Consider the following 24,251-nt stretch of genomic DNA (forward strand, 5'->3'; position numbering starts at 1 on the left):
ACGCTTCGATCGTAGTCGGAAAGCGATTCTGGGAAGTTGCTGGGAACGCACTGCACCAACGCTGACGGGCGTCGAGATGAACATCAGGTGAACAGACCTGAGGCACCAGGAAAAACACCATGTGCGCAGGTGTTTTACGCGCGTCGCAAATTGGAGAAAGCGCCTTCCGCCCCGCACAATCATGGCCATGAGCACAGAGCTGATCATCTTGGTGCTGTTGATTGCCACAGCGTTGGCTTTCGACTTCACCAACGGCTTCCACGACACCGGGAACGCGATGGCGACGTCGATCGCGACCGGTGCCCTGAAGCCCAAGACCGCCGTCATCCTGGCCGGCGTTCTGAACCTCGTCGGCGCCTTCCTGTCGGTCGAGGTCGCCGTCACGGTCACCACCTCCGTGCTCAAGATCCAGGACAGCAAGACCGGGCAGCTAATCCCGTCGATCGACGCCTCGACCGGGCTGACGATCATCTTCGCAGGCCTCATCGGCGGCATCCTGTGGAACCTGCTCACCTGGCTGTTCGGGATCCCGTCGAGCTCGTCGCACGCGCTGTTCGGCGGGCTCATCGGCGCCGGCCTCGCCGCGATCGGGCTGGGCGGGGTCAACTGGTCGGGTGTCAGCCAGAAGGTGCTCATCCCCGCCGTCGCCGCGCCCGTGATCGCCTGCCTGGTGGCCGGCTGCGGCACCTGGCTGGTCTACAAGATCACCCAGAACGTGAACAAGAAGCGCCGCGAGACCGGTTTCCGGTGGGGCCAGATCGCGACCGCGTCGCTCGTCGCGCTCTCGCACGGCACCAACGACGCGCAGAAGACCATGGGCGTCATCGCCCTTGCGCTGATCACCACCGGCCACCTCACCGGGGACGTCAAGGAGCAGGGTCTGCCGTTCTGGATCATCGCGTCCTGCGCCCTGGCCATCGGTCTGGGCACCTACCTCGGCGGGTGGCGCGTGATCCGCACTCTCGGCAAGGGCCTGGTGGAGATCGAGTCGCCGCAGGGTCTGGCCGCCGAGGCGTCCTCGGCCGCGATCATCCTGAGCTCCAGCGCGGCGGGCATGGCCCTGTCGACCACGCACGTCGCGACCGGCTCGATCCTGGGTAGCGGCGTCGGCAAGCCCGGCGCCGAGGTGCGGTGGGCGGTCGCGGGCCGCATGGCCGTCGCGTGGCTCATCACTCTGCCCGCCGCGGGCCTCGTCGGCGCGCTGTCCTTCTGGCTGTCCCACGGGGTGGAGTCGCTGACCGGGTCCGACCTCGCCGGCGACGGGCTGATCTTCCTGCTGCTGTGCGGTCTGTCCTTCTACATGTGGTGGCGCGCCCAGCAGCAGAAGGTCGACCACAACAACGTCAACGCCGACTGGGACGCGTCGACCAACTCCGTGGTGCCCGCCGACGTACGCCAGGCCACGGTTGAGACCAAGCCCGCCGCGACGGTCTGACCGGACCACGGGAGAGGAAATCAGATGACGTATTTCGAGAGCATTCTCAAGGTGCTCGGTATCGGACTGCTGCTGGGCGCCGGGCTGCCGGCGGTGTTCGCGCTCGGCCTGGTCGCGTTCTCCCGCGGCTCCGGGTCCGATGGATCGGACGGCTCGGCCGCGGTTGCGCCGAACCCTGCGGTGAAGTCGCTCGGCGTGCTGCTGTTCGTGTTCGTCGGGTGGGTGATCCTGACCGCGGTCCTGTGGATCACCCGGGCGACGATCATCCACCACACCGGTGTCGACCTGTTCCCGTTCCTTCCCAAGAAGTGAGCTGACCCATGTCTGCAAGCGCATTCGACAACGTCCTGTCCTGGCTGCACGAGGGTTATCCGCAGGGCGTTCCGCAGAAGGACTACTTCCCGCTACTGGCCCTGCTGCGCCGGACGCTGACCGAGGACGAGGTCGTCAAGGTCGCCCAGGTCGTGCTGAAGGGCAACAATTCCGACTCGGTGACCGCCGAGGAGATCCACGCCGCGATCCACCTCGTCACCGACAAGGAGCCCAACCCCGAGGAGATGAACCAGGTCGCCGCGCGCCTGGCCTCGGTCGGCTGGCCGCTGGCCGCACCCAGCCGGTAGCTGCTCAGCCGCGGGTGTCGCGGCGCAGCGGATGGTCCTCGGGCACCTCGACGAAGATCAGCGTGACGCCGTCGGGATCCGCGACGTGCATCTCGTGCAGTCCCCACGGTTCGCGACGGGCCTCCCGGGCGATCGCGATGTCGCGTTCGCGCAATGCGTCCTGTGCTGCGACGAGGTCGCGGACCTGGAGCCACAGCGCCCCCGGGAACGGCGGGGCGCCCTCGGCCGGTGTGCCGTGCGCGGCGAGCTCGATCAGCGACTGACCGGCGTGGAACACGGTGCCGCCGGCGTACTCACGCGCGATGGCCAGCCCGATGCCGTCGCGATAGAACTCCACCGAGCGCGCATAGTCCTTCGGGCGGAACAGCACCCGGCTCGCCAGAATGTCCATGCCAGTGTGTCTACCACGGCCGTCACCCGATGTGGCGGTCCCTGCCCGCCCAGTACGGTTCGCGCAGTGCGCGTTTGAGGATCTTGCCGCTGGGGTTTCGGGGCAGGGCGTCGACGAGGTCGACGGTCTTGGGCAGTTTGAACCCGGCGAGCTGTGTCCTGGCGAACGCGATGAGCTCCGCTTCGGTCGGCGACGCGCCGGCTGCCGGGACGACGACGGCCTTGACCGCTTCGCCCCACCGCTCGTCGGGCACCCCGATGACCGCGACGTCGGCGACGGCGGGGTGGGTCATCAGCACGTTCTCGACCTCGGCGGGGTACACGTTCTCCCCGCCCGAGACGATCATGTCCTTGATGCGGTCGTGCAGGTACAGGTAGCCGTCGGCGTCGACGTATCCGGCGTCGCCCGTCCGGAGCCAGCCGTCCGCGGTCAGCGCGGCCGCAGTCGCCTGCGGATTGTTCCAATAGCCCAGCATGTTCTGCTCGGAGTGGGTCCACACCTCCCCGACGGTGCCGGGTGTCACGTCGGCGCCGTCTGGCCCGGCGATGCGGATCCGCACCCACGGGTAGGGCTTTCCGCAGGAGCGCAGCAGCGGCGGCATGTGGTCGTCGCCGTCGAGCTGGGTGATGGAGCCGGTCGTCTCGGTCATTCCGTACACCTGGGCGAAGACGCCGCCGAAGCGTGCCATTCCGCGGATCAGCACGTCGTCGCTGATCGGCGACGCCCCGTAGACCACTATCCGCAGCGCCGAGAGGTCGACATCGTCGAGTCCCGTTGTGCTGAGCAGTGTTTGGATGACTGCGGGCACCAGCAGCATGTTGGTGATCGCGTGGCCGGCGATCGCGTCGAGGATCGCGGCGGGGTCGACGTCGCGCAGCACGACGGTGGTCGCGCCCTGCCACAGTCCGGCCAGCGCCCATCCCGACCCCGCCATGTGGAACAGCGGCATGACGGCCAGGCTGACCGCGTCGGCGTCGAACTTCCAGGGCCCGGCGACGCCCCCGGTCTTGCACACGTAGTTGGTATTGCTGAGCATGACGCCCTTGGGGAGGCCGGTGGTGCCCGAGGTGTACATCAGCAGGACGAGGTCGTCGGGGCCGGTCACGACGCCGGGGTCGACGGCGGGATGCTGAGCGGTCCAGCGTTCGAAAGACGCCCAGCGGTCGTGGGTTCCGACGACGACGATCTCGGCGTCCAGGTCGTCTTCGATCGCTTCGAGGTGCCCGACGAACTCCTGGCCGACGATCACCACGGCGGCGCCGGAATCGCTGAGAACGTGGCGGATTTCGGGAGCGGCGAGCCGCCAGTTCACCGGCACGGCGACGGCGCCGATCTTCGCCGATCCGAAGACCACGTCGAAGAATTCGGCCCCGTTCTTGTCGACGAACGCCACCCGGTCGCCGGCGCCGACACCCGCCGCGGCCAACGCCTGAGCGGTGCGGCTGGACCGCTCGTCGAGCTCTGCGTAGGTGATGGTGCGATCGCCGACGACCAGCGCCGGGGCGTGCGGCCGCTCGCGGCCGTGCCGACGGATGATGTCGGCGACGGTGTGCATCAACACCTTTCAGTCCCTGGGCTGCATTCGCTGCCGCCTCATGATCATGTCCACGGCCCCGGGGGCGATGCTGTTGACGGCGTGGGCGGTGACGGCGATGCGCGGCGCGATGCTGACGGGACGGTGCCGCGCCGCCGTCACGATCCAGTTCGCCGCCTCCTGCGCCGAGAGCCCGGGAAGCCCGTCGTAGGCCCGCGTCGGGGCGATCATCGGGGTTTTCACCAACGGGTAGTACAGCGTCGTGGAATTCACGCCGCGGTCCGCCCATTCGGTCTCGATGATGCGGCTGATCGACGACAGGGCGGCCTTGGAGGCGTTGTAAACACCGAACAGCGGCGGGCTTTCGGTCTTCACACCCCACGTCGACACGTTGATGATGTGGCCGTCTCCGCGTTCGAGCATGCCCGGCGCGAGGCCGCGGATCAGCCGTACCGGGCCGTAGTAGTTCAGCGTCATCGTGCGTTCCACGTCGTGCCAGCGCTCCAGCGACTCCTCCAGTGGGCGGCGGATCGAGCGCCCGGCGTTGTTCACGAGGATGTCGATTCCGCCGAGTTCCTTCTGCACCGTCGCGACCAGTTCGTCGACGGCGTCCAGGTCGGACAGGTCGCAGGCGTGTGCCCGCGCGTCGGCACCGTCGGCGGTGATACGGGTGACGAGCTGGTCGAGCAGGTCCTGCCGCCGGGCCACCGCGACCACCACGGCCCCGCGGCGGGCGAGCTTCTCGGCGGCGGCCTCGCCGATCCCCGACGACGCCCCTGTCAGCAGCACCCGCTTACCCGTCAGGGAGAAGGTCTCTCGGTTGGGGCGGTTCAGCAGGGTCGGGAGGATCGGCGGTCGCATGCTGGTCAGCACGACCTGATCGGCCAACCGGCGCAGCGGGTTCCTGCTCGTCACACTGTCGTCCTCTCGTGATTTCGGTGTAGTCAGTCAACGCCACCGTGACCGACTACACCGAAATCCCTAGAAATAGCGGGGGAACGGCGACCAGTCCGGGTCGCGTTTCTCCAGGAACGCGTCGCGGCCCTCGACGGCCTCGTCGGTCATGTACGCCAGTCGCGTCGCCTCGCCGGCGAACAGCTGCTGGCCCACCAGCCCGTCGTCGAGCAGGTTGAAGGCGTACTTGAGCATCCGGATGGCCTGCGGCGACTTCCCGTTGATCTCCGAAGCCCACTGCAGGGCAACGTTTTCCAATTCTGCATGGTCGACGACCTCGTTGACCGCGCCCATCGCGTACATCTGCTCGGCGGTATACGCCCGTCCGAGGAAGAAGATCTCGCGGGCGAATTTCTGCCCGGCCTGCCGCGCCAGGTAGGCCGACCCGTAGCCGCCGTCGAAGGACCCCACGTCGGCGTCGGTCTGCTTGAACCGGGCGTGCTCCCGCGACGCCAGCGTCAGGTCGCACACCACGTGCAGCGAGTGCCCGCCGCCGGCCGCCCACCCGTTCACCACGCAGATCACCGGTTTGGGCATGAAGCGGATCAGCCGCTGGACCTCGAGGATGTGCAGCCGGCCCGCCCGCGCGGGGTCCACGCTCTCGGCGGTCTCGCCCGAGGCGTACTGGTAGCCGCTACGGCCCCGGATGCGCTGGTCGCCGCCCGAACAGAACGCCCACCCGCCGTCCTTCGGCGACGGGCCGTTACCGGTCAGCAGCACCACCCCGACGTCGGACGACATCCGGGCGTGGTCGATCACCCGGTACAGCTCGTCGACGGTGTGCGGCCGGAATGCGTTGCGCACCTCGGGCCGGTCGAAGGCCACCCGGACCGTGGGCTGGTCCTTCGCCCGGTGGTAGGTGATGTCGGTCAGGTCCTCGAAGCCGGCGACCGGCTCCCAGAGGCTCGCGTCGAACGGAGTGCTTTCAGCGGCAGACACGCCTCAGACAGTATCGAAGCGGAACACCGGGCATCGCCCGGCCAGTGCCTCGAACTGGTCGGGATCGGGTCCGGTCACCAGGCCCGCGTTCTTCATGAACCCGACACCGGTCGGCACCAGCACCGGGAACTGCCGCAGCAGCGGACGCGCCTGCTCTGCGGGCAGCTCGACCATCCGCACCGGTTCCCGCGTCCTGCCGCGGACCAGGATCGCCTCCGGGTTGGCCTGTGCGTTGCGCACCCAGTCCGAACCGGGAAGGCCGCCGACGACATAGCGTGCGCCGTCGACCTCGAACGGGGTGATCGGCGTCGAACGCGGCTGACCGGACTTGCGGCCCGTCACGGTCAGGACCACGGGACCGTCCTTGAGCAGGCCGGTCCTGTTCACCGCGATCATCGCCTTGTTCACGTACTTCAGCCACCACGGCGGGCGGATGCGCTCTCCCATGCCCCGAAGCTACAGCCGGATTCCGTGGGTCCGCAGCGCCGTGAGCAGTCCCTCCGCGCGCTCGTGGGTGGGCATCGGGTCGACGAGCGCGAAGGCGCACCCCAGCTCCCTCGCCCCGCCGTCCGCCTCGTCGCTGTCGCCGACCATCAGCGTGCGCTCCGCATCCACCCCGAGCCGGTCGAGTGCGGTCCGGAAGATCGCGGCGTCGGGCTTGACGGCCCCGACTTCGAAGGACAGCACGAACTCGTCGACGTCGTCGGCCACATCGAGCGCGGTGAACGCCGGCCGCACGTCGAACGCGATGTTGGACACGACGGCGGTACGGACGCCCCGCCGGTGCAGGCCGGTGAGCACGGCCGCGGTGTCCGGGTACGGGGTCCAGCTCTGCGGATCGATGACCCTGCCGTACAGCGCTTCGGCGTGGTGACGGGCCAGACCCGACTCGCGGAGCACATGCAGATATGCCTCACGGTGCAGATGGGGCGCCAGGTCACGGTGGGTCCATGCCTCGAGGGCCTGGGGCGTCATGGACACCGATCGCCCGGTCGGCGCGGTGAGCCTGCGCATCAGCTCGGCCTGCACGTGGCCGTCGATCTCGCGGCTCTCCTCGGCGTCGAGTTCCATGCCGTCGAACCAACTCGGGTCTTCTTCGAGCCGGAACAGCGTGCCGGAGAAATCGAACAGGACCGTATCGAGGTCAGCCACAGCTTCATCCTGCCAGGTGTGAAAACTTCGCTCAGTGGCTAAACAACGCCCGTGAACGAGCCCGGGCAGGCAGTGATGAGCGCACCTGCACATGACGAACTGCCGGCGGCGGCGTGACGACGGCGCACACGGGGCGCAGGCACCGGCTCGCGACGCAGCCGACGAACACCGACGCCGCTGGGTACGGGTGGTCCGACGCCCGGCTGGATCTGCCCGAACTGGACCTGCGCGGCTGCTCTGAGATGGTCGTCGTCGGAGCGCACCCCGACGATGTCACTGTCGGTTTCGGTGCGACCGCGGCGCAACTGGCTGCGTCCGGGGTGCGGGTACAAGTCGTCGTTGCCAGCGACGGCGGCATCGGGTTCCCGGATATCCCTCTGCTGCAACGCTTTCAGTTGGAGAAGGCGCGCAGGAGCGAACTGCAGCGGGCGACCGGCCTGCTGGGGCTGCCGGCGCCCATCTGCCTGGGACTGCCCGGCGGCGACGTGGCGCAGCACGAGCAGCGCCTCGCCGATCTACTGGTCGAAATCCTGGCCACCAAACCCGTAGGCACGTGGTGCGCCGCGACGTGGCGTGGCGACGGGCACTCCGACCACGAGGCCGTCGGCAACGCCGCGGCATCGGCTGCGCTCAGCACCGGCGCGGTGTCGATGGAGTACCCGGTGTGGATGTGGCAGTGGGTGAGCCCCGGTGACGGCGCGGTGCCGTGGGACAGGGCGTTCACCAGCCCGGTGACCCCGGCGGCGCTGGAACGAAAGCTGCTGGCGGCGCAGAGCTTTCGCGGTCGTGTCCCGTGCCGGGCGCTGGGCGGGGATCCCGCGCTGTCCGGCGGTCTCGTACCGCCGATGCCTGCCGCCGGGGAGCTCGTCTTCCGCTGACCCCGGGCGGGGCCCTACGGCGCGACGCCGCCCAGCACGTCGGTGACATCCCAGCGCTGCCACAGATTCAGGAAGTTCGTCATCATCAGCAGTCGGCTGCGGGCCTGCTCACTGCCGGCGATTCGCGGGTCGAAACGGTCGGGCACCGGCTCGGGCAGCAGCTTCAGCAGATACCCCGGCACGTCCAGCAACCAGGCGGTCCCCATGAGAGCGACATAGGTGAGGAGATGCCGGCGCAGTGCGGCTGGATCCACGACCGGGCCCCCGGCCGCGGTGTACTCGGCGAGGAAATGGTCGAGCAGTCCGTCGAAGTGGTTGTTCCACATCGCGGTCTCCGCGCTGCACATCGCCCCCCAGAGCGCCATCGCGAGGTTCATCTGACCCACGCATCCCCAGTCGAGCAACCCGCATCGCAGGCCGGCGTCCTGACGCCAGAACCACGCGTTGTCGACGTTGGCGTTCCAGTGGCACAGCGCGATGTGGTCCGGCTCGGCGGCAAGGCCCTCCCACAGGATGTCGGTCCGGCCGGAGATCACCCCGACCTCGTCGCGCAGCCGCGAAAGGAATTCCGGCGCAGCGACATCGGTGGGTAGCAGCGCGGGTTGGCGGACTGCCAGCTCGGCGAGATGGTCCACGCGGCGTTGCAGCTGTTCGACGCTGTAGGGCGCCCGCTGGCCGACCGACAGACTGCGGATGTCGACCGCGAAATCGGAGCCCATACCGAGCCGTCCGGCCTTCTGGCTGCCGGCCAGAGCGCCCAGCGCGCTGAACAGCGCCCGGTAGTGTTCCACCGGCTCGGGCATCGAATGGTCGGCACATTTCTCGTATTGGCGCTCTATCCCTTTGCGGCCGAACGGTATCCGCGCAGTCAGCAGTATTCCGCTGCCGGACCCGGCATGAAAGTCGGCGTAGAGGCAGCGCGGCACCGCGATCGGGAACTCTGGGGTGCGGGTCAGTAGGGCGAACTGCACCTCGTGAGCCATCTGGGCACGTCCGAGATCCCGTGCCGGATCATCGAAGTCGCGGGAGAACTTCACGAAGAGCTCGCGCGGAAGATCACAGGGCCGGCGGTAGGAGACCGTGAGCGCGGCCTTGCGTCCGGTGCTACCCCCTCGGAACTCCTGCAGGTCGTCCACGGCGACGATCTCGTTGTCGGTCGCCAGCGAACCGGCGCGACGGAAGGCGTCGGTCAGGAAGGACGGTCCTGCGTGCGACAGCGATGCGGGGTCGGCCGGGAAGTCGAGACCGAGATGGTCACCGGCGTAGTTGCGCATGCCGTGATTGTGCCCGGGGTCCGGTCAGACGTAGCGGGCGCGCCCCGCCAGTGCTCCGGCGACGATCTGCACGACGTAGACCACGAGGAACATCACCCACGGCACGGTCCACCCGTGCGTGACGTCGTGCAGCAGCCCGAACAGGAACGGGCCCGTCCCGGCGATCAGATAGCCGAATCCCTGCGCCATACCCGAGAGCTGCGATGTGTCCTCGGCGGTGCGTGCCCGCAGCCCGAGAACCGCCAGCGCCAAGGAGAACGCGCTCATGCCGACGCCGATCAGCACGCTCCACAGCAGGGGCTGCGCGGCCGGCGCCACCATCAGCCCGACGGTGCCCACGAGACCGACCAGCCCCACCGCGACGATCCATGCGCTCTGGCTGGGCCGGCGCGCGGCCAGCGGCGCGATCATCAGCGACAGCGGTACCCCGACCAGCGAGGTCAAACCGACCAGAAGTCCCGCGTCGAGCTTGTCGACGCCGTTGTCGATGAAGACCGCGGGCAGCCAGCCCATCACGATGTAGGCCATGAACGCCTGGCTGCCGAAGAACAGCGTCACGGTCCACGCCAGTGGGTTCCGCAGCAGCGACCGGCGCTCGCCCGTGCGGCTGGTGTGCTGAGCCCACGCGCTGCGGTGCCTGCGGGTGGCCGGAATCCATACGGCGAGAGCCAGAAACGAGATCACCGCCCAGGACGCCAGCGCCTCGCGCCAGCCGCCCAGCGGATTCTCCAGGCCGGGTGTCACCGCAGAGCCCAGGGCCCCACCGCCCTGCAGCGCCGCGGTGTAGATGCCGGTCATCAGCCCCACGCGCGCCGGGAACGATCCCTTGATGACGACGGGGATCAGCACGTTGGCCAGCGCGATGCCGGCGCAGGCGATCAGGGTGGCGCCGATGACCAGATGCGGTCCGCCGACGACGCGCAGGGCCAGACCCGCGGTGAGGGCGATCATCGCGGCCGAGATGGTGCGGCCGAGTCCGATCCGGCTCGCCAGCCAGGGGGCGGCGAACCCGGCGGCGGCGAAGCACAGCGCGGGCAGCGTGGTGAGCAGACCCGCCCAGGTGGCCGACACCGACAGCTCGGCGCGCATGTCGCCGAGGACGGTCGCGACACTTGTGACCGCCGGTCGCAGGTTGAGCGCGGTGAGGACGACAGCCACCGCCAGCAGGGCGCCGCCGGCCACGGTCGGGAGGCGGGTCCCGTCGGACGGAGACATGAAGACGTCCTTCGTGCCGGTGCGCATGTTGCTACAGTGCCATACATCCCATCATTGGACGAAAGGGTATGCGGGTGCCGTTGACCACTGCCCGCCGCACCGGTCTCGTCGACCAGGTCATCGAGCAGCTGAGGCGTGCCATCAGCGGGGGTGAGTGGCCCGTGGGGCAGCGCATCCCGAACGAGACGCTGCTCGTGGAATCACTCGGTGTCGGCCGCAACACCGTCCGTGAGGCGGTGCGCGCCCTCTCGCATGCGGGCCTGCTCGAAGTCCGTCAGGGCGACGGCACCTACGTCCGGGCCACCAGCGAGGTGTCGGGCGCGCTGCGCAGACTCTGCGGCGCCGAGCTGCGCGACGTCCTCCAGGTGCGCCGCGCGCTCGAGGTGGAGGGTGCCCGGCTGGCTGCGGCCAACCACACCCCCGGCGACATCGCCGAACTGCGCACGCTGCTCGCCCGCACCGACGACGCCGACGGCACCGACGACTTCGCCCGCGCCGACGCCGAGTTCCACCTCACGGTGGTCCGCGCGTCCGGCAACCCCATCCTGACCGAGCTCTACCGCGGGCTCATCGAGACCATCACCGCGAGTGTGGCCACCACCCGGAACGTGCCGGTGCAGATGGTCGACCACGGCGCGCTGCTGGACCGGATCGCCGACGGCGACGCGGACGAGGCCGCCAGGATGGCCGGCGAACTCATCGACCGGATCCTCGCCGGCATCGACTCGACCGATCCCTGCTAGCGCACCGACTGCACGCTTGCGGTCGGCTCAGCCGACCCGGCCTGATCGTCGGCTCAGCCGACTGAACGCCCGGCGCCTTCCCAGAACTGCGCCCGCACCGCCTTCTTGTCCGGCTTGCCCAGCGCCGTGATCGGCACGGAGTCGGCGACGACGACCTGCTTGGGCACGTGCACCGACCCCTTGCGTTCCTTCACCGACGCCTGGATCTCGGCGATCATCGTCGACACCGCACCCTCGGAACCGTCGGCATCGGGCCGCAGCACCACCACGGCCGTCACGGCCTCGCCCCACTTCTCGTCGGGGGTGCCGATCACACATACCTGGGCGATCGACGGGTGTTCTGCCACAACGTCTTCCACCTCGCGGGGGAACACGTTGAAGCCGCCGGTGACGATCATGTCCTTGGTGCGGTCGACGATGAAGTAGAACCCGTCCTCGTCCTCGCGGGCCAGGTCGCCGGTGTGCATCCAGCCGTCGCGGAACGTGTCGGCGGTGGCCTCCGGAAGGTTCCAGTACCCACCCGACAGCAGCGGGCCCGCGACGCAGATCTCACCGACCTCGCCCTGGGGCACCGGCGTGCCGTCCTCGCCGAGCAGGGCCACCCGCGCGAACAGCGTGGGCCGCCCGCACGACGTCAGCCGCTTGTCGTCGTGCTCTTTCTTCGACAGGTAGGTGATGACCATGGGCGCCTCGGACTGGCCGTAGTACTGCGCGAAGATCGGACCGAACCGGCGGATCGCCTCCTTCAGCCGCACCGGGTTCATCGCCGAGGCGCCGTAGTAGACGGTCTCCAGTGACGACAGGTCGCGTGTGTGGGAATCGGGGTGGTCCATCAGCGCGTAGATCATCGACGGCACGAGCATCGTCGCGGTGATCTTCTGCTCTTCGATGACACGCAGCACCTCGGCCGGGTCGAACTTCGTCAGCACGATGAGCTCGCCGCCCTTGACGATCACCGGCGTGAAGAACGCCGCACCCGCGTGCGAGAGCGGGGTGCACATCAGGAAGCGCGGGTTCTCCGGCCACTCCCATTCGGCGAGCTGCACGGTGGTCATGGTGGTGATGGACTGCGTGGTGCCCATGACGCCCTTGGGCTTGCCGGTCGTGCCGCCGGTGTAGGTGAGCCCGCCGATGTGGTCGGGAGGGAGATCGGCGGCGACCAGCGGCTGGGGGGAGTACTTCGCGGCTTCGGCGCTGAGGTCGACGGCGGTCACGCCGGCCTTGGCCAACTCCTCGGGCACCGGACCGATCGTCAGCACCTGCTTGAGCGAGGGCACCTTCTCCATCAGCCCCAGCGCACGCTCGACGAACATCGGGTTGGGGTCGATGATCAGCGACGTGACCTCGGCGTCGGAGAGCACGTACGCGTGATCGTCCAGCGAGCCGAGAGGGTGCAGTGCGGTGCGGCGATAGCCCTGCGTCTGGCCCGCGCCGATGATCATCAGGACTTCGGGCCGGTTCAGCGACAGCAGGCCGACGGCCGCGCCGGTGCCCGCGCCGAGCGCCTCGAAGGCCTGGATGTACTGGCTGATGCGGTCGGCGAGTTCGCCGCCGGTCATCGTGGTGTCGCCGAGGAACAGGACGGGCCGGTCCTTGTGACGCTTCAGCGCGCCGACGGTCAGGTGGCCGGAGTGCAGGAAATGGCGGAGCTGGGCGTCTGACGAGCGCTCATGCGAGGGAGCAACAGCCGAAGTCATGACCAACAGACTAGAACGTGTTCCAGTTTTAGTCAGCAGGGTCTACCGGATTGGCCCGATCAGCCGTCACGCGTCCACGCGGAGGGGTCCGGGGCCGAACTCCGGATCGAGCCTGCGGGGCCGGTCCCGGGCGACATGCTCCAGGGGGCGCAGGGCCGCGACGGCGCCGCCCAGGTGCTCGATGGCGAGGCTCTCTCCGGCGACGACCCTGCTCACCAACGTCGCCGCGCGGGTGCGGAGGACGTTCAGCGCGACGGGGGCGGCGCAGTGGTCGTGCGCCGCGTCGAACGCGCTCAGCCGGGCGACGGCACGTCGGCGCCACACGAGGTCGAAGCTCTCGCCGGCGGCCGCGCGCTCGACGTAATGGCAAGTGTCACTGCGCAGCTGGCCGATGCCGATCACTGCGATACCGACCGCGAGTGGTCGGTTCGCCACCGGACAAAGTTCCATGCTCACCCCGAGATTCAGCGCCGGCCATCTGTGACGGCAACGTCACAATGCCATGCGCGATCCCCACGCGCCAGCACGAAGTTAATCACCATCTAACAGATTCTCGCGAGGCTCTTCAGGACCCGGATTCAAGGACCGCGCGCAATAACCTATTTGGCGTGGACGAGCCTGCACTTCGGCACTATGTGTACCACCGTGCGGCGGGAATGTCGGCCGATTCGCCCCCGGCGCGACCGAAGGAGAGATCACGGCCGACGCCTTCCGGCAACTTCTGCCGCCGACGCGCCTTCACGGGGACCGCGGCGCCGCTAGGGTGAGCCCTGTGTCAGGTACTGCGGCAGTCCGCTCGGAGGACCGCAGGCGGCCCAAGGACCGCAAACAGCAGATCGCGCGCGCCTCGGCGGAGGCCTTCAGCGAACTCGGCTATCACGCGGTCAGCATGGAGGACATCGCTGCGCGCGTCGGTGTGACCGCCGCATCCCTGTACCGCCACTACACGCGCAAGTACGACCTGTTCCGCGCAGCGGTGCTGGGCCTGGGGGAACAACTCGTGGCCTGCACGGCATTCGCCGACGACGCCGCCCTGTCAGACCCCGCAGGCCTGTGGGACCAGATCGTCGGGGCGCTGATCGACGTGACGCTGAAGAACCGGACCAGCGGCAGTCTGTACCGCTGGGAGGGCCGGTACCTGGAAGCCGAGGACCAGGCCGTCCTCAACGCCCAGATCAAACTTGTTAATCGCCGTATGCAACGGCCCCTGCTGCAGATGCGCCCGGAACTCGACAGCAAGCAGCGCTGGACGATCTCCGCGGCGGTGCTCAGTGCCATCGGCAGCATCACCGATCACCACGCCAAGCTGGCGGCGCCCGACCTGCGCAGGCTGCTGGCCACCATGGCTTCGGAGATCCGGGACGCCGAACTGCCGCCCATCTCGACGGCGAGCGAGGCGGTGGGCGCCCGGAATACGGCGATCAGCGCGGCCGGCGACTACGAGATGATCCTCAACACCGCCATGCTGCTGTTCAACAAGCACGGTTACCGCGAGACCGGGATGGACGACATCGCCTCGGCGATCGGGGCGCCCACCTCCAGTCTCTACCGGTTCTTCAACGGAAAAGGCGCCATCCTGGCCGCCGTGTACCGCCGTGCGGCGGACCGGGTGTCCGGCGACGTGACGACGATCCTGAGCGACACCACCGATGCCCGCGAGGCGGTGTCGCGGCTGATCGACGCCTATGTCTGGCGCTCGTTCGTCAATCCGGAACTGGCATATGTGTATTACGCCGAGCGGGTCAACGTGCCGGCCGAGGATCGTGGGGTCCTGCACAACATCCAGCGGGCCACGGTCGAGGCGTGGGTTCGGCAAGTCGCCGAGGCGCGGCCGGGAATGTCGCCCGACGAAGCGAGATTCGCCGTTCATGCCGCGTTCGCGCTCGTGATCGACGTCGGCAGGCTCGTCCGCTATGAGAACACCGAATCCTCGCGGCTGGTCGTGGCGAAGCTGCTGCGCATACTGCTGCTCGGCGGGGCCGTACCCGCACCTCCCCGACGACGGGTCAGGAAGAAGACCCGCTGATCTCCCGGCCGTGTGAACGGCCACCGTTCCGAACGCCGAATTGTCGCGCGCGCATATTCCGCGCGTCGACGCCCGCCGAAAGTCGCTGTGCCGAAAGCGCGAAATCGCGGTCGTGGCCCGTCCGGCAGCCGTATGTTAATGAATGTTCGGCGAAAGCTTGACGCGAACAACGTCACCGCCCTACCGTGTCGAACGGCTAGCGACCTAGTTAAACAAGTGGACCTGACGCAGTGACGGGTCGCCCGAGCGGGAAGGTGGCGCGCGTGGCCCAGCGACGACACACGACCGCCCCCCGCCCGGATACGCCGCGAATGCTGTTGCCAGTCACGAGGTTTCACCTGTTACGGCGGCCGGTATGACAGCGAAAGAGGCCGGCGACATCCCGGGCACCCAGGTCGTGCAGGACTGGGCCGGAGGCTACGTCAGACGACATCCGCTGGCGTCCCTCACCACTGTCGGGGATCAATTCATCCTCGCCGTGCACACCGTGCAGTTCTTCCTCATCGACCTGTTCACCGGCCGGTTCCAATGGCAGGAGTTCATCCGGCAGGGCGCGTTCATGGCCGGCACCGCGGTGCTCCCGACCGTGCTCGTCGCGCTGCCCATCGGCGTGACGTTGTCCATCCAGTTCGCGCTGCTGGCGGGACAGGTCGGCGCGACGTCGCTGGCCGGGGCGGCCAGCGGCCTCGCCGTGATCCGGCAGGCCGCGTCGCTGACCGCGGCGATCCTGATGGCCGCCGCCGTCGGTTCGGCCATCACCGCCGACCTCGGCTCCCGCACCATGCGGGAGGAGACCGATGCGATGGAGGTCATGGGCGTTTCGGTGGTGCGTCGCCTGGTGGTGCCGCGCTTCGCCGCCGCCATCATGGTCGGCGTCGCGCTCACCGGCGTCGTCTGCTTCGTCGGCTTCCTGGCCAGCTACCTGTTCAACGTGTACTTCCAGAACGGGGCGCCCGGCAGCTTCGTCGCGACGTTCGCCTCGTTCGCCACCACCGGAGACATGGTGGTGGCCCTGGTGAAGGCCGTCATCTTCGGCGCCATCGTGGCCGTGGTGTCCTGCCAGAAGGGACTGTCCACCGAGGGCGGCCCCACCGGTGTCGCCAACTCGGTGAACGCCGCGGTCGTCGAATCGATCCTGGTGCTGATGGTCGTCAACGTCGCCATCAGCCAGCTCTACATCATGCTGTTCCCGCGGGTGGGGCTGTAGACATGTCGGCGTCGTCGTTCACCCCGGCCGTTCTCGCGCCGGCGCTCCGCGTCTACCGTAGGACCACAGCCCCGGTCATGCAGCTCGGGCACATGCTCGTCTTCTTCGGCCGCGCCATCGTGGGTGTGCCTGTCGCGATCAAGCAGTATCGCAAGGAGTTCGTCCGGCTGCTCTCCGACATCGCCTGGGGCAACGGATCATTGGTCGTCGGAGGCGGAACCGCCGGCGTGGCCGTCGTACTCGGTATCACCGTCGGGGCCCTGGTCGGCATCGAGGGCTACAACTTCCTCGATCTGCTCGGCCTGGGACCGGCGACCGGCATCATCTCCTCGCTGGTCAACACCCGCGAGCTGGCGCCGATCGCGGCCTCGCTGGCGTTCGCGACCCAGGCCGGCTGCCGGTTCACCGCACAACTGGGCTCGATGCGCATCGCCGAGGAGATCGACGCCCTCGAATCATTAGGGATCCGGCCGATTCCGTACCTGGTCACCACCAGGCTCATGGCTTCGGTGATTGCGGTGATCCCGCTGTACGTGGCCTGCCTGGCCGTCAGCTATCTGACCACCCAGTTCGTCGTACAGATCATCAGCGGCGGATCCGCGGGCTCGTACCTGCATTACTTCACGTTGATGCTGGCCGGTCAGGACATCCTGTACTCGGTCCTGAAGACGGTCATCTTCGTATGGATCGCCTCGACCGTCCAGTGCTACTACGGCTATTACGCCAGCGGTGGACCGGTCGGGGTCGGTGTGGCCGCGGGACACGCGATGCGCGCCAGTATCACCGTCGTGATCATGGTCAACATGCTGCTGACCATGGCGCTGTGGTCGGTCGATTCCGGGGCGAGGTTCGGCGGCTGATGGCGAATCCCTATGAGCTGGACGGGCGCGGGCCCTCGGACCGCCAGCTGCTGGGCTGCGGGGTCGCGCTGCTGCTCGTCGCCGCGGTGGTGTCCGGCGCGCTGCTGGTCAAATCCACCGGACGGATGGACGCGCACGTACGCGTGGTCGCCGCACTGGTCAACGTCGGCGACGGGCTACCGCAGCGATCCGACGTCAAGTACCACGGCGTTCTGGTGGGCGCGGTGACGGACGTGACGCCCGCCCAGGACGGCGACCCCAACTTCGTGCACATCGACCTCGACCCCGACTACGCCGCGGCGATCCCGGCGGGGGTCACGGCGCGTGTGGTGCCCAGCAACGTGTTCGCCGTCTCGTCGGTCCAGCTGGTGCACCACGGGTCACAGAGCGGCGGTGGCCCGGCGATCCGGTCGGGTGCCGAGATCCCCGAGGATACCGAACTTCCGACGGTGCTGTTCCAGACCACCATCAGCAAGTTGCGCGACATCCTGGCCGCCACCGGGCGCGGTCGCGAGGACGACACGGTCGGCATCCTGGCCGCCGTCAACGCCGCGACGGAGGACCGTCGCACCGAATTGCTCACCAGCGGGGCGCAATTGAACCGCCTCGTCGACGAGCTCGATCGCATCGTCGCGACCGAGCCCGGTCCGACGACGGTCTCGGCCCTCGTCGATGCGACGCGCGGCCTCGCGCAGACCGCGCCGGACCTCGTCGACGCACTGCACCAGGCCGTGCAACCCATGCAGACGCTCGTCGAGCAGGACGCGCAGCTCACGTCGCTCGTCAACGGGGGCATCAACACGCTGGGCACGACCCATACGGCGCTGAACAACCACACCGAGCGGCTGGTGCGGATCACCTCCGAGCTGACCCCGGTCATCGGTAGCCTCGCCGATACCTCCCACCACTGGGTGCCTGCCTTCGTCAAGCTGAACCAGTTGTCGCAGAAGTTCTTCGACGAGGTCTGGATCCACGAGCAGGACATCGGCAACATGCGGGTGAATCTGTCGTTCACGCCCACCTACTCCTACACCCGGGCGGACTGCCCCCAGTACGCGGGCCTGAAGGGGCCGAGCTGTTTCACCGCACCCCTGGTCCCCACCCGTCCGGAACTTCCCGATGTCCTACTGCCACAGAACTTCCAGCCGCCACCGGACCTGGCGCCGCCTGCAGGCACCGAGGTCGGCCCCAGCGGGAACCTCATCGCCGTGGGGCCGCCGCTGGTGAACCCGAACCCGAGCCTGGTGGACCCGAACCCACCGCTGCCGCCGTGGATGAACCCGTCGCCGCCGGTGCCGGGAACGGCCAACCCCGCACTTGTCCCGGTGCCGCCTCCGCCGGTTCCGCTGTCACCGGTGGCGCCGGTGGCGCCCAAGCCGGGCGACCCGCCACCGCCGGTCCCCGCGCCTTCCGCTCCGGGCCCGCTGCCCGCCGAGGCTGCTGCACCGGCGAGCTACGGCGGCAACGTCGGACCCGTAGGCAGTCGTGGGGAACGGAACCAGCTCGGTGTCCTCACGGGACAGCCCGCGTCGGTGGCCACGCAGCTGCTGCTCGGGCCCGTCGCGCGGGGCACCACGGTGTCGGCCGACGGGCAGACACATGGGGGTTCACGATGAAATACCGTGGTGCGCTGGTGGGTCTGTCGCTGTTCATGGTGGTGGCGGTGACGCTGACCTGGCTGGTGTACGTGACGCTGCGCCGCGACGTCGCCGGTTCCACGGTCCCGTACGGCGCGATGTTCACCGACGTGTTCGGCCTGCGTGAGGGCGACGACGTACGGATGGCGGGCGTTCGCGTCGGGCGTGTCGAGAAGATCGAGCTGCAGGGCGATCTCGCCAAGGTGTCGTTCGTCGTGCAGAGCGATCAGCAGCTGCTCGGCACGACCGTTGCGTCGGTGACCTACCAGAACATCGTCGGGCAGCGGTACCTCGGTCTGTCGCTGGGCAAGACCGGCGACCCCGGCCCGCTGCCGGCGAATTCCGTCATCCCACTGGAACGTTCGGAGGGCTCGTTCGACGTGACGACCCTCCTGAACGGTTACGAGCCTTTGTTCAGCCTGCTGGATCCGCAGGATGCCGACAACCTCACCAAGGGCGTGATCCAGTCGTTGCAGGGCGACGAGGGATCGATCACCGCGCTCGTCGCCCAGACGTCGCAACTGACCGAATCATTCGCCGGCCGTGACGAAGAACTTGGGACGGTGATCACGGATCTGAACACCGTGATGGCCAACTTGGCCGAGCACAACAACAGTCTCGACCAGGTGCTGACCCAGGTGCAGTCGGCGGTCGCGACCTTCAACGGCCGGCGGCAGGAGCTGGTGGATTCCACGGGCTCGATGGCGCGCGTCGTCCGGCAGCTGGCGACCATCACCGACGAGGTGTATCCGTCTCTGAACGAACTAGTCGAACGGGAACCCGGTTTCGCCGGCCACATGGTGACGATCGAACCCCAGCTGGCCTTCACCGGTGCCAATCTCCCGCTGCTGCTCAAAGGGTTTGCGCGCATCACCGGTGAGGGTGCGTATGCCAATGCCTACGCGTGCGACCTGAACGCGACCGGGTTCTTCCCGGGGCTCAACGACGTCGTACCGATCGTCGTGGATGCCGCCACCCCGGGTAACGACGCCAGGTACTCCCCGAAGTGCAGGAACATGGCCAATGGCTGACCGCAGAATGTCGATCCGGGAGCGGCTCGCCACCTACAACCGGGCCTGGGTGGGGTTCGTCGCGATCGCCGTCATCGCCGTGCTGATCGGCGCCATGCTGCTGATCAAGGCTGCCGACATCGGCTACCGGAAATACACCGCGCAGTTCCTGCAGGCCGCAGCGCTGCAACCGGGAAACCCGGTGACGGTGGCGGGCATCCCAGTCGGCGAGGTCACCAGCATGGAACTCGCCGGTGACCACGTCGAGGCGGAGTTCACCGTCCGCAACGACGTCGCCCTCGGTGAGGACTCCCGGGCGATCATCAAGGTCACGACGATCCTCGGCTCCCGGTACCTGGCCCTGGAACCGGACGGCGCCGGCTCGCTGCGCGACGACCGGTTCGCGTTGTCGCACACCGAGGTTCCCTACGACCTGCAGGAAGCGCTGACCGACGTCACGACCACCTACGAACAGGTCGATTCCGACAAGTTCGCCCAGACACTCTCGATCCTCGGCCGTCAACTGCAGGGTCTGCCACCGGTGGTGCCGCAGGCGCTCGAGAACACGCACACGCTCTCGACGATCCTGGCCGAACGTCGTGACCAACTAGGGTCGCTGCTGCAGACCACCGAGCTGGTCAGCAACACGCTGCGCCGTCAGCAGTCCACCATCGCGAGCATGGTGCGTCAGGGCAACGACCTGGTCGGTGAATTCGTGATGCGCAGAGCATCGTTCCACGCCATGCTCGCCGCGATCACCGACCTGGTCCAGACCCTCAGCGACCTGGTGATCGAGGACCGCCCCGAGTTGGAGACCCTGCTGACCAACGTGCGCGACCTGTCCGACATGCTCGGCAAGCACGACGACCTTCTCCGCAGCACCTTGCAGGCCGGGCCCGTGGCGCTGCGAAACCTGGCCAATGCCACAGGATCCGGGAACGCCGTGGACTTCAACGCCGCCAACGGGTTGCTGGTGGATTCGTGGATGTGCGCGATCAGCGGACGCGCCAAACAGTTCGGCATGATCGAGTACCTGAAGGACTGCAAATGAGCGGCAGATCAAGGCTCGTCGCACTGGTGGTCACCGGCGTGGTCGTCGCTGTGGTGACGGCGTCGCTGGCATGGTCCTATGTCGGGGAACAGCTCGACACGATCTCGGTGACCGCTCAGTTCGACAGCGCCGCAGGCCTGTACGAGGGGAACAATGTCGCCGTCCTCGGCATGCCGGTGGGCAAGGTGGAGAAGATCGTCACCAAGGGTGGCTACGTCGAGGTCGAATTCTCGGTCGACGCCGACGTCCAGGTGCCGGCCGACGCGATGGCCGTGACGATCTCGAACTCGATCCTGACGGACCGTCAGATCGAGCTGACCCCGCCCTACCGGGGCGGACCGACCCTGCAGAACCACGACACCATCGGGCTCAATCGCACCCGCACGCCGGTCGAATTCGCCCGCGTGCTGGATGTTCTCGACAAACTGTCCACGTCGCTGCGAGGTGACGGCGCAGGCAACGGCCCCGTCGCCGACGTCGTGAACGCCAGCGCCGCGATCGCCGACGGCAACGGTCAGGCCATGAAGGACGCGCTCGGCGAGCTGTCGGAGGCCTTACGGCTCAGCTCGGATCGCGGTCAGGTCACCCGGGATCAGCTGACCACCATCATCCGCAACGTCAGCACGCTGTTCCGGGCCGCCGCCGACAACGACGCCACGCTGCGCGACTTCGGTTCCACCATCCGGCAACTCAGCCAGATGCTGGCCGACGAGAACTTCGGCTCCGGCACCACCGGTCGGAAGCTCAACGACGTCATCACCCAGCTCGGCGAGGTGCTCGACACCCACCGCGACACCATCAAACAGATCGTCGCCAACGGCGACACCGCCCTGACCACCACGGTGGATCACCAGCGCGATCTGGCCGAGTTCCTCGATCTGACACCGATGACGCTGGACAACATCTACAACGCGATCGACCGCACGAACGGCTCGGTCCGGGTCCACGTCCTGACCGACAAGGTGCTGTTCGACACCCAGACGGTCAAGGAGATGTGCAACATGATGGGGCTGAGGCAGCTGGGCTGCAGCACCGGCACGCTGCAGGACTTCGGACCCGATTTCGGCCTGAGCTACGTCCTGGACGGGCTCGCGGCGATGGGCCAGAAGTGAAGGCGCCCCGCTCGGGCGGGCATCGCCCGAAGACCGTTCTGGCACTGGCCGTCACCGTGTGCCTGTCGGTGTCCGCCTGTGCCGGCGAGGGACTGGCCGGCCTCACGCTGCCCGCCCCCGGCGGGGGTGCCGGCGGTTACACACTCACCGCGGTGTTCTCCAACGCGCTCAACCTTCCCGCGATGGCCAAGGTCAAGCTCGCCGGCGCCGACGTCGGGGAACTCGAATCGATGGTGGCGCGCAACTACACGGCCGTGACGACCCTGCGTATCCGCGACGGCGTGCAGCTGCCCCGGGGCAGTACCGCCGAGCTGCGGTCGGCGACACCGCTCGGCGACGTGTTCGTCGCGGTCAAACCCCCTGCAACGGCGGCCCCCGGCGCACCTGCGCTGCGTGACGGCGACACCATCGGTATCGAATCGACCACAGCCGCAGCCACAGTCGAATCCGTCCTGAGTTCTGCGGCGATCCTCGTCAACGGCGGCGCCGTGCGGAACTTCACCAACATCATCAACGGCCTCGGCAAGGCGACCGGCGATCAGGGACAGGCGTTCGGCGAGCTGATCCGCAAGACCAACCGCACCCTGGGCACACTGAACAACCGCTCCGAGGAGATCTCGACTGCGCTCACGGAGACCTCGCGTCTGGTCGAGCAGCTGGAATCTAAGAACCAGGCGCTTGGCGCTGTGATGGACGCCGCGGGTCCGGCGACCCACACGCTGAGCGCGCATACCGAGGAGATCGCCGATCTGGTGCTGCAGGCCGGCGCCACCACCGAGCAGCTGCGCAAGTTCCCCTCGATCGCCGGCACCGACACCAGCGGACGCAGCGTGATCGCCGACGCCAACAGGATCGCCGGCGCCTGGAACGACGTGGTGCTCACCCCGGACGCCAGCCTGTATGCGCTCAATCGGCTGATGCCCCCGTTCGTCAAGGCCACCACCAGCAACGCGATCGCGGTGCGCGCCAGCATCGATCGCCTGGTGCTCGGATCCATCCCCGACATCGGATTCGCCGGCGACACCGGGCTGCACGGGCCGAAACGGTACAACTGGCACCAGCTGGTGGGCTCGCTGCAGTACACGTTGTACCGGCTGCAGGAGCGGATCGTCGGAAAGGGGCCGGGGGTCCCGCAGGTTCCGGTGATGCCGAGCCCCACCGAGCCGGGCGTCATCGTGCCGGTGCCCCCGCCGGCACCCCCTGCCGCCGTACTGCCCGCCCCCGCACCGCCGGCGGAAAACCCGTGATCGGCTCTGTCGCGAACATCGCCGTCGGTGTGGCCCGCGCAGGCCACCGCCGCCGGGCATGGCTGTCGGCCGGTGCCCTCGTCATGACCTTCGTTGTGGCCTCGCTGTACCTCTTTCTGGGTGCGCTGCAGGTGAATCCGTTCGCGTCGAGCTACCGGGTGACCGTCGAGCTGCCCGAGTCGGCCGGGCTGCTGCCGAATCAGAACGTCACGATGCGGGGAGTCCCGATAGGAAGGGTGGAGCGCCTCGACATCACCCCCCAGGGCGTGAACGCCGTGGTGACCGTGGATTCCACGGTGGCGGTGCCGACGTCGAGCGCAGTCCGGGTCTCGGGCCTGTCCCCGGCAGGCGAGCAGTACATCGACTTCGTCGCCGATTCCGATGACGGCCCCTACCTGAGCGACGGCAGCGTCGTCGCGCAGGCCGATACCCAGGTGCCGGTGAGCCTCGCAGAATTGCTGGCGAACGCCGACGGCGCCCTGGCCCAGGTGGACCCTGCGAAGCTGGAACTCATCAAGCGGGAGCTCAGCATGACCGAGGCGGGCCCGGGCAAGCTCGCCGATGTGATCGACGGCGGCACCTACCTTCTGACGACGCTGGATTCGGTGCTGCCCGAAACCTCCAGCATGCTGCGTACGAGCCGCGTCGTCCTGCAGCTCGCAGCCGACAAGAACGAAGGCATCGGCGTCGCCTCGGTCAACCTCGACGCGACGTTCGACGGAGTGAACAAGATGCGGGAGGGGTTCCGCCGGCTGACCGAACGAACCCCCGGAACGCTGACCTCGGTGGACAACCTGTTCGTCGACAACTCCGAAACGATGGTGCAGCTGCTGGGTAGCGCGGCGTCGACCTCGCAGCTGCTCTATCTGCGAGTGCCGGCCCTGCACGCGCTGTTCCCCGACTACCGGACCTCGGTGCTGGACGCGATCGGCAGCATCATGCACGACAACGGGCTCTGGGCCACCGGTGACATCTACCCGAGGTACTCGTGCGACTACGGAACTCCCCGGCTGCCACCGTCTTCGGCGGACTACCCCGAGCCCTCCATGTACACCTACTGCCGCGACGACCATCCGGGCGTGTTGGTGCGCGGGGCGAAGAACGCGCCGCGCCCGGCCGGTGACGACACCGCAGGTCCGCCGCCGGGTGCCGACCTCGGACGCACCATGGACCCGACCCCCAAGGGGCGCTACACGATTCCGACCCCGTACGGCGGTCCCACCCTGCCGATCGAACCGCCCCGATGACCCACCCCCGATCACACCCGAG

24 protein-coding genes are annotated in these 24,251 nt (G+C 68.2%); 14 read left to right on the forward strand and 10 right to left on the reverse strand.

Annotated features, from left to right (window positions below; all coding sequences use genetic code 11):
- Nucleotides 1-187: 187 nt before the first annotated feature.
- From FHR72_RS04835 to FHR72_RS04845, 3 genes are read left to right on the forward strand one after another with little or no spacing between them, the layout of a single operon-like run.
- Nucleotides 188-1,435: an inorganic phosphate transporter gene (locus FHR72_RS04835; RefSeq protein ID WP_183466803.1), complete on the forward strand. Its 1,248-nt coding sequence runs from the start codon at nucleotides 188-190 to the stop codon at nucleotides 1,433-1,435.
- Nucleotides 1,436-1,459: 24 nt separating this feature from the next.
- Complete coding sequence (locus tag FHR72_RS04840; RefSeq protein WP_183466804.1) at nucleotides 1,460-1,747, forward strand: hypothetical protein; 288 nt, start codon at nucleotides 1,460-1,462, stop codon at nucleotides 1,745-1,747.
- A gap of 8 nt (nucleotides 1,748-1,755) precedes the next feature.
- A complete protein-coding gene (locus tag FHR72_RS04845) occupies nucleotides 1,756-2,055 on the forward strand; it encodes a DUF3349 domain-containing protein (RefSeq protein WP_183466805.1) in 300 nt (99 codons plus the stop codon).
- A gap of 4 nt (nucleotides 2,056-2,059) precedes the next feature.
- Here the strand turns inward: FHR72_RS04845 and FHR72_RS04850 are convergent, their stop codons facing one another.
- From FHR72_RS04850 to FHR72_RS04875, 6 genes are all read right to left on the reverse strand, one after another.
- Complete coding sequence (locus tag FHR72_RS04850; protein ID WP_183466806.1) at nucleotides 2,060-2,446, reverse strand: VOC family protein; 387 nt, start codon at nucleotides 2,444-2,446, stop codon at nucleotides 2,060-2,062.
- 22 nt (nucleotides 2,447-2,468) lie between these two features.
- The gene (locus tag FHR72_RS04855; protein ID WP_260155864.1) at nucleotides 2,469-4,001 is read right to left on the reverse strand and encodes a long-chain-fatty-acid--CoA ligase; all 1,533 of its coding nucleotides are present in this window, start codon (nucleotides 3,999-4,001) and stop codon (nucleotides 2,469-2,471) included.
- Between the two features lie 9 nt (nucleotides 4,002-4,010).
- Entirely contained in the window at nucleotides 4,011-4,895 is an 885-nt protein-coding gene (locus FHR72_RS04860) for an SDR family oxidoreductase (protein WP_183466807.1), read from the reverse strand.
- Nucleotides 4,896-4,961: 66 nt separating this feature from the next.
- A complete protein-coding gene (locus tag FHR72_RS04865) occupies nucleotides 4,962-5,873 on the reverse strand; it encodes a 1,4-dihydroxy-2-naphthoyl-CoA synthase (RefSeq protein WP_183466808.1) in 912 nt (303 codons plus the stop codon).
- A 3-nt stretch (nucleotides 5,874-5,876) separates the two neighbouring features.
- Nucleotides 5,877-6,320 (reverse strand): nitroreductase family deazaflavin-dependent oxidoreductase, encoded by a 444-nt coding sequence (locus tag FHR72_RS04870; protein ID WP_183466809.1) that lies wholly within the window; start codon nucleotides 6,318-6,320, stop codon nucleotides 5,877-5,879.
- A 9-nt stretch (nucleotides 6,321-6,329) separates the two neighbouring features.
- Nucleotides 6,330-7,025: an HAD family hydrolase gene (locus FHR72_RS04875; protein WP_311736056.1), complete on the reverse strand. Its 696-nt coding sequence runs from the start codon at nucleotides 7,023-7,025 to the stop codon at nucleotides 6,330-6,332.
- Between the two features lie 113 nt (nucleotides 7,026-7,138).
- Here FHR72_RS04875 and FHR72_RS04880 point away from each other — a divergent pair, with 113 nt between their 5' ends.
- Nucleotides 7,139-7,903: a PIG-L deacetylase family protein gene (locus FHR72_RS04880; protein ID WP_183466811.1), complete on the forward strand. Its 765-nt coding sequence runs from the start codon at nucleotides 7,139-7,141 to the stop codon at nucleotides 7,901-7,903.
- 14 nt (nucleotides 7,904-7,917) lie between these two features.
- Here FHR72_RS04880 and FHR72_RS04885 read toward each other — a convergent pair whose 3' ends face one another.
- Together FHR72_RS04885 and FHR72_RS04890 are read right to left on the reverse strand one after the other, a co-directional pair.
- Complete coding sequence (locus FHR72_RS04885; protein ID WP_183466812.1) at nucleotides 7,918-9,177, reverse strand: hypothetical protein; 1,260 nt, start codon at nucleotides 9,175-9,177, stop codon at nucleotides 7,918-7,920.
- Between the two features lie 24 nt (nucleotides 9,178-9,201).
- Nucleotides 9,202-10,419 carry a CynX/NimT family MFS transporter gene (locus tag FHR72_RS04890; protein ID WP_183466813.1) on the reverse strand — a complete coding sequence of 406 codons (1,218 nt, stop codon included), beginning with the start codon at nucleotides 10,417-10,419 and terminating at the stop codon, nucleotides 9,202-9,204.
- A 47-nt stretch (nucleotides 10,420-10,466) separates the two neighbouring features.
- Here FHR72_RS04890 and FHR72_RS04895 point away from each other — a divergent pair, with 47 nt between their 5' ends.
- The gene (locus tag FHR72_RS04895) at nucleotides 10,467-11,135 is read left to right on the forward strand and encodes a FadR/GntR family transcriptional regulator (RefSeq protein WP_183466814.1); all 669 of its coding nucleotides are present in this window, start codon (nucleotides 10,467-10,469) and stop codon (nucleotides 11,133-11,135) included.
- A gap of 53 nt (nucleotides 11,136-11,188) precedes the next feature.
- Here FHR72_RS04895 and fadD8 read toward each other — a convergent pair whose 3' ends face one another.
- Both fadD8 and FHR72_RS04905 read right to left on the reverse strand, forming a co-directional pair.
- A complete protein-coding gene (gene fadD8, locus FHR72_RS04900; RefSeq protein ID WP_183466815.1) occupies nucleotides 11,189-12,832 on the reverse strand; it encodes a fatty-acid--CoA ligase FadD8 in 1,644 nt (547 codons plus the stop codon).
- 66 nt (nucleotides 12,833-12,898) lie between these two features.
- Nucleotides 12,899-13,267 (reverse strand): hypothetical protein, encoded by a 369-nt coding sequence (locus FHR72_RS04905; RefSeq protein ID WP_183466816.1) that lies wholly within the window; start codon nucleotides 13,265-13,267, stop codon nucleotides 12,899-12,901.
- A 337-nt stretch (nucleotides 13,268-13,604) separates the two neighbouring features.
- Here FHR72_RS04905 and FHR72_RS04910 point away from each other — a divergent pair, with 337 nt between their 5' ends.
- From FHR72_RS04910 to FHR72_RS04950, 9 genes are all read left to right on the forward strand, one after another.
- Nucleotides 13,605-14,858, forward strand: a complete 1,254-nt coding sequence (locus FHR72_RS04910; RefSeq protein WP_183466817.1) for a TetR/AcrR family transcriptional regulator — start codon at nucleotides 13,605-13,607, stop codon at nucleotides 14,856-14,858.
- A gap of 355 nt (nucleotides 14,859-15,213) precedes the next feature.
- On the forward strand, nucleotides 15,214-16,065 hold the full coding sequence (locus FHR72_RS04915; protein ID WP_183466818.1) for an MlaE family ABC transporter permease: 852 nt from the start codon (nucleotides 15,214-15,216) through the stop codon (nucleotides 16,063-16,065).
- 2 nt (nucleotides 16,066-16,067) lie between these two features.
- Nucleotides 16,068-16,925: an MlaE family ABC transporter permease gene (locus FHR72_RS04920; RefSeq protein WP_183466819.1), complete on the forward strand. Its 858-nt coding sequence runs from the start codon at nucleotides 16,068-16,070 to the stop codon at nucleotides 16,923-16,925.
- Complete coding sequence (locus tag FHR72_RS04925; RefSeq protein WP_183466820.1) at nucleotides 16,925-18,541, forward strand: MCE family protein; 1,617 nt, start codon at nucleotides 16,925-16,927, stop codon at nucleotides 18,539-18,541. Before FHR72_RS04920 ends, FHR72_RS04925 begins: the two co-directional genes overlap by 1 nt.
- Complete coding sequence (locus FHR72_RS04930; protein WP_183466821.1) at nucleotides 18,538-19,593, forward strand: MlaD family protein; 1,056 nt, start codon at nucleotides 18,538-18,540, stop codon at nucleotides 19,591-19,593. The genes FHR72_RS04925 and FHR72_RS04930 overlap by 4 nt, the downstream gene beginning before the upstream one ends.
- On the forward strand, nucleotides 19,586-20,623 hold the full coding sequence (locus FHR72_RS04935) for an MCE family protein (protein WP_183466822.1): 1,038 nt from the start codon (nucleotides 19,586-19,588) through the stop codon (nucleotides 20,621-20,623). Before FHR72_RS04930 ends, FHR72_RS04935 begins: the two co-directional genes overlap by 8 nt.
- Nucleotides 20,620-21,735 (forward strand): MCE family protein, encoded by a 1,116-nt coding sequence (locus FHR72_RS04940; protein WP_183466823.1) that lies wholly within the window; start codon nucleotides 20,620-20,622, stop codon nucleotides 21,733-21,735. The genes FHR72_RS04935 and FHR72_RS04940 overlap by 4 nt, the downstream gene beginning before the upstream one ends.
- Complete coding sequence (locus tag FHR72_RS04945) at nucleotides 21,732-22,982, forward strand: MlaD family protein (protein ID WP_183466824.1); 1,251 nt, start codon at nucleotides 21,732-21,734, stop codon at nucleotides 22,980-22,982. Before FHR72_RS04940 ends, FHR72_RS04945 begins: the two co-directional genes overlap by 4 nt.
- Nucleotides 22,979-24,229: an MlaD family protein gene (locus tag FHR72_RS04950; protein ID WP_183466825.1), complete on the forward strand. Its 1,251-nt coding sequence runs from the start codon at nucleotides 22,979-22,981 to the stop codon at nucleotides 24,227-24,229. The genes FHR72_RS04945 and FHR72_RS04950 overlap by 4 nt, the downstream gene beginning before the upstream one ends.
- Nucleotides 24,230-24,251: the final 22 nt, after the last annotated feature.

Source organism: Mycolicibacterium iranicum (assembly GCF_014190915.1).
In the GTDB taxonomy this organism is placed as follows: Bacteria; Actinomycetota; Actinomycetes; order Mycobacteriales; family Mycobacteriaceae; genus Mycobacterium; species Mycobacterium iranicum_B.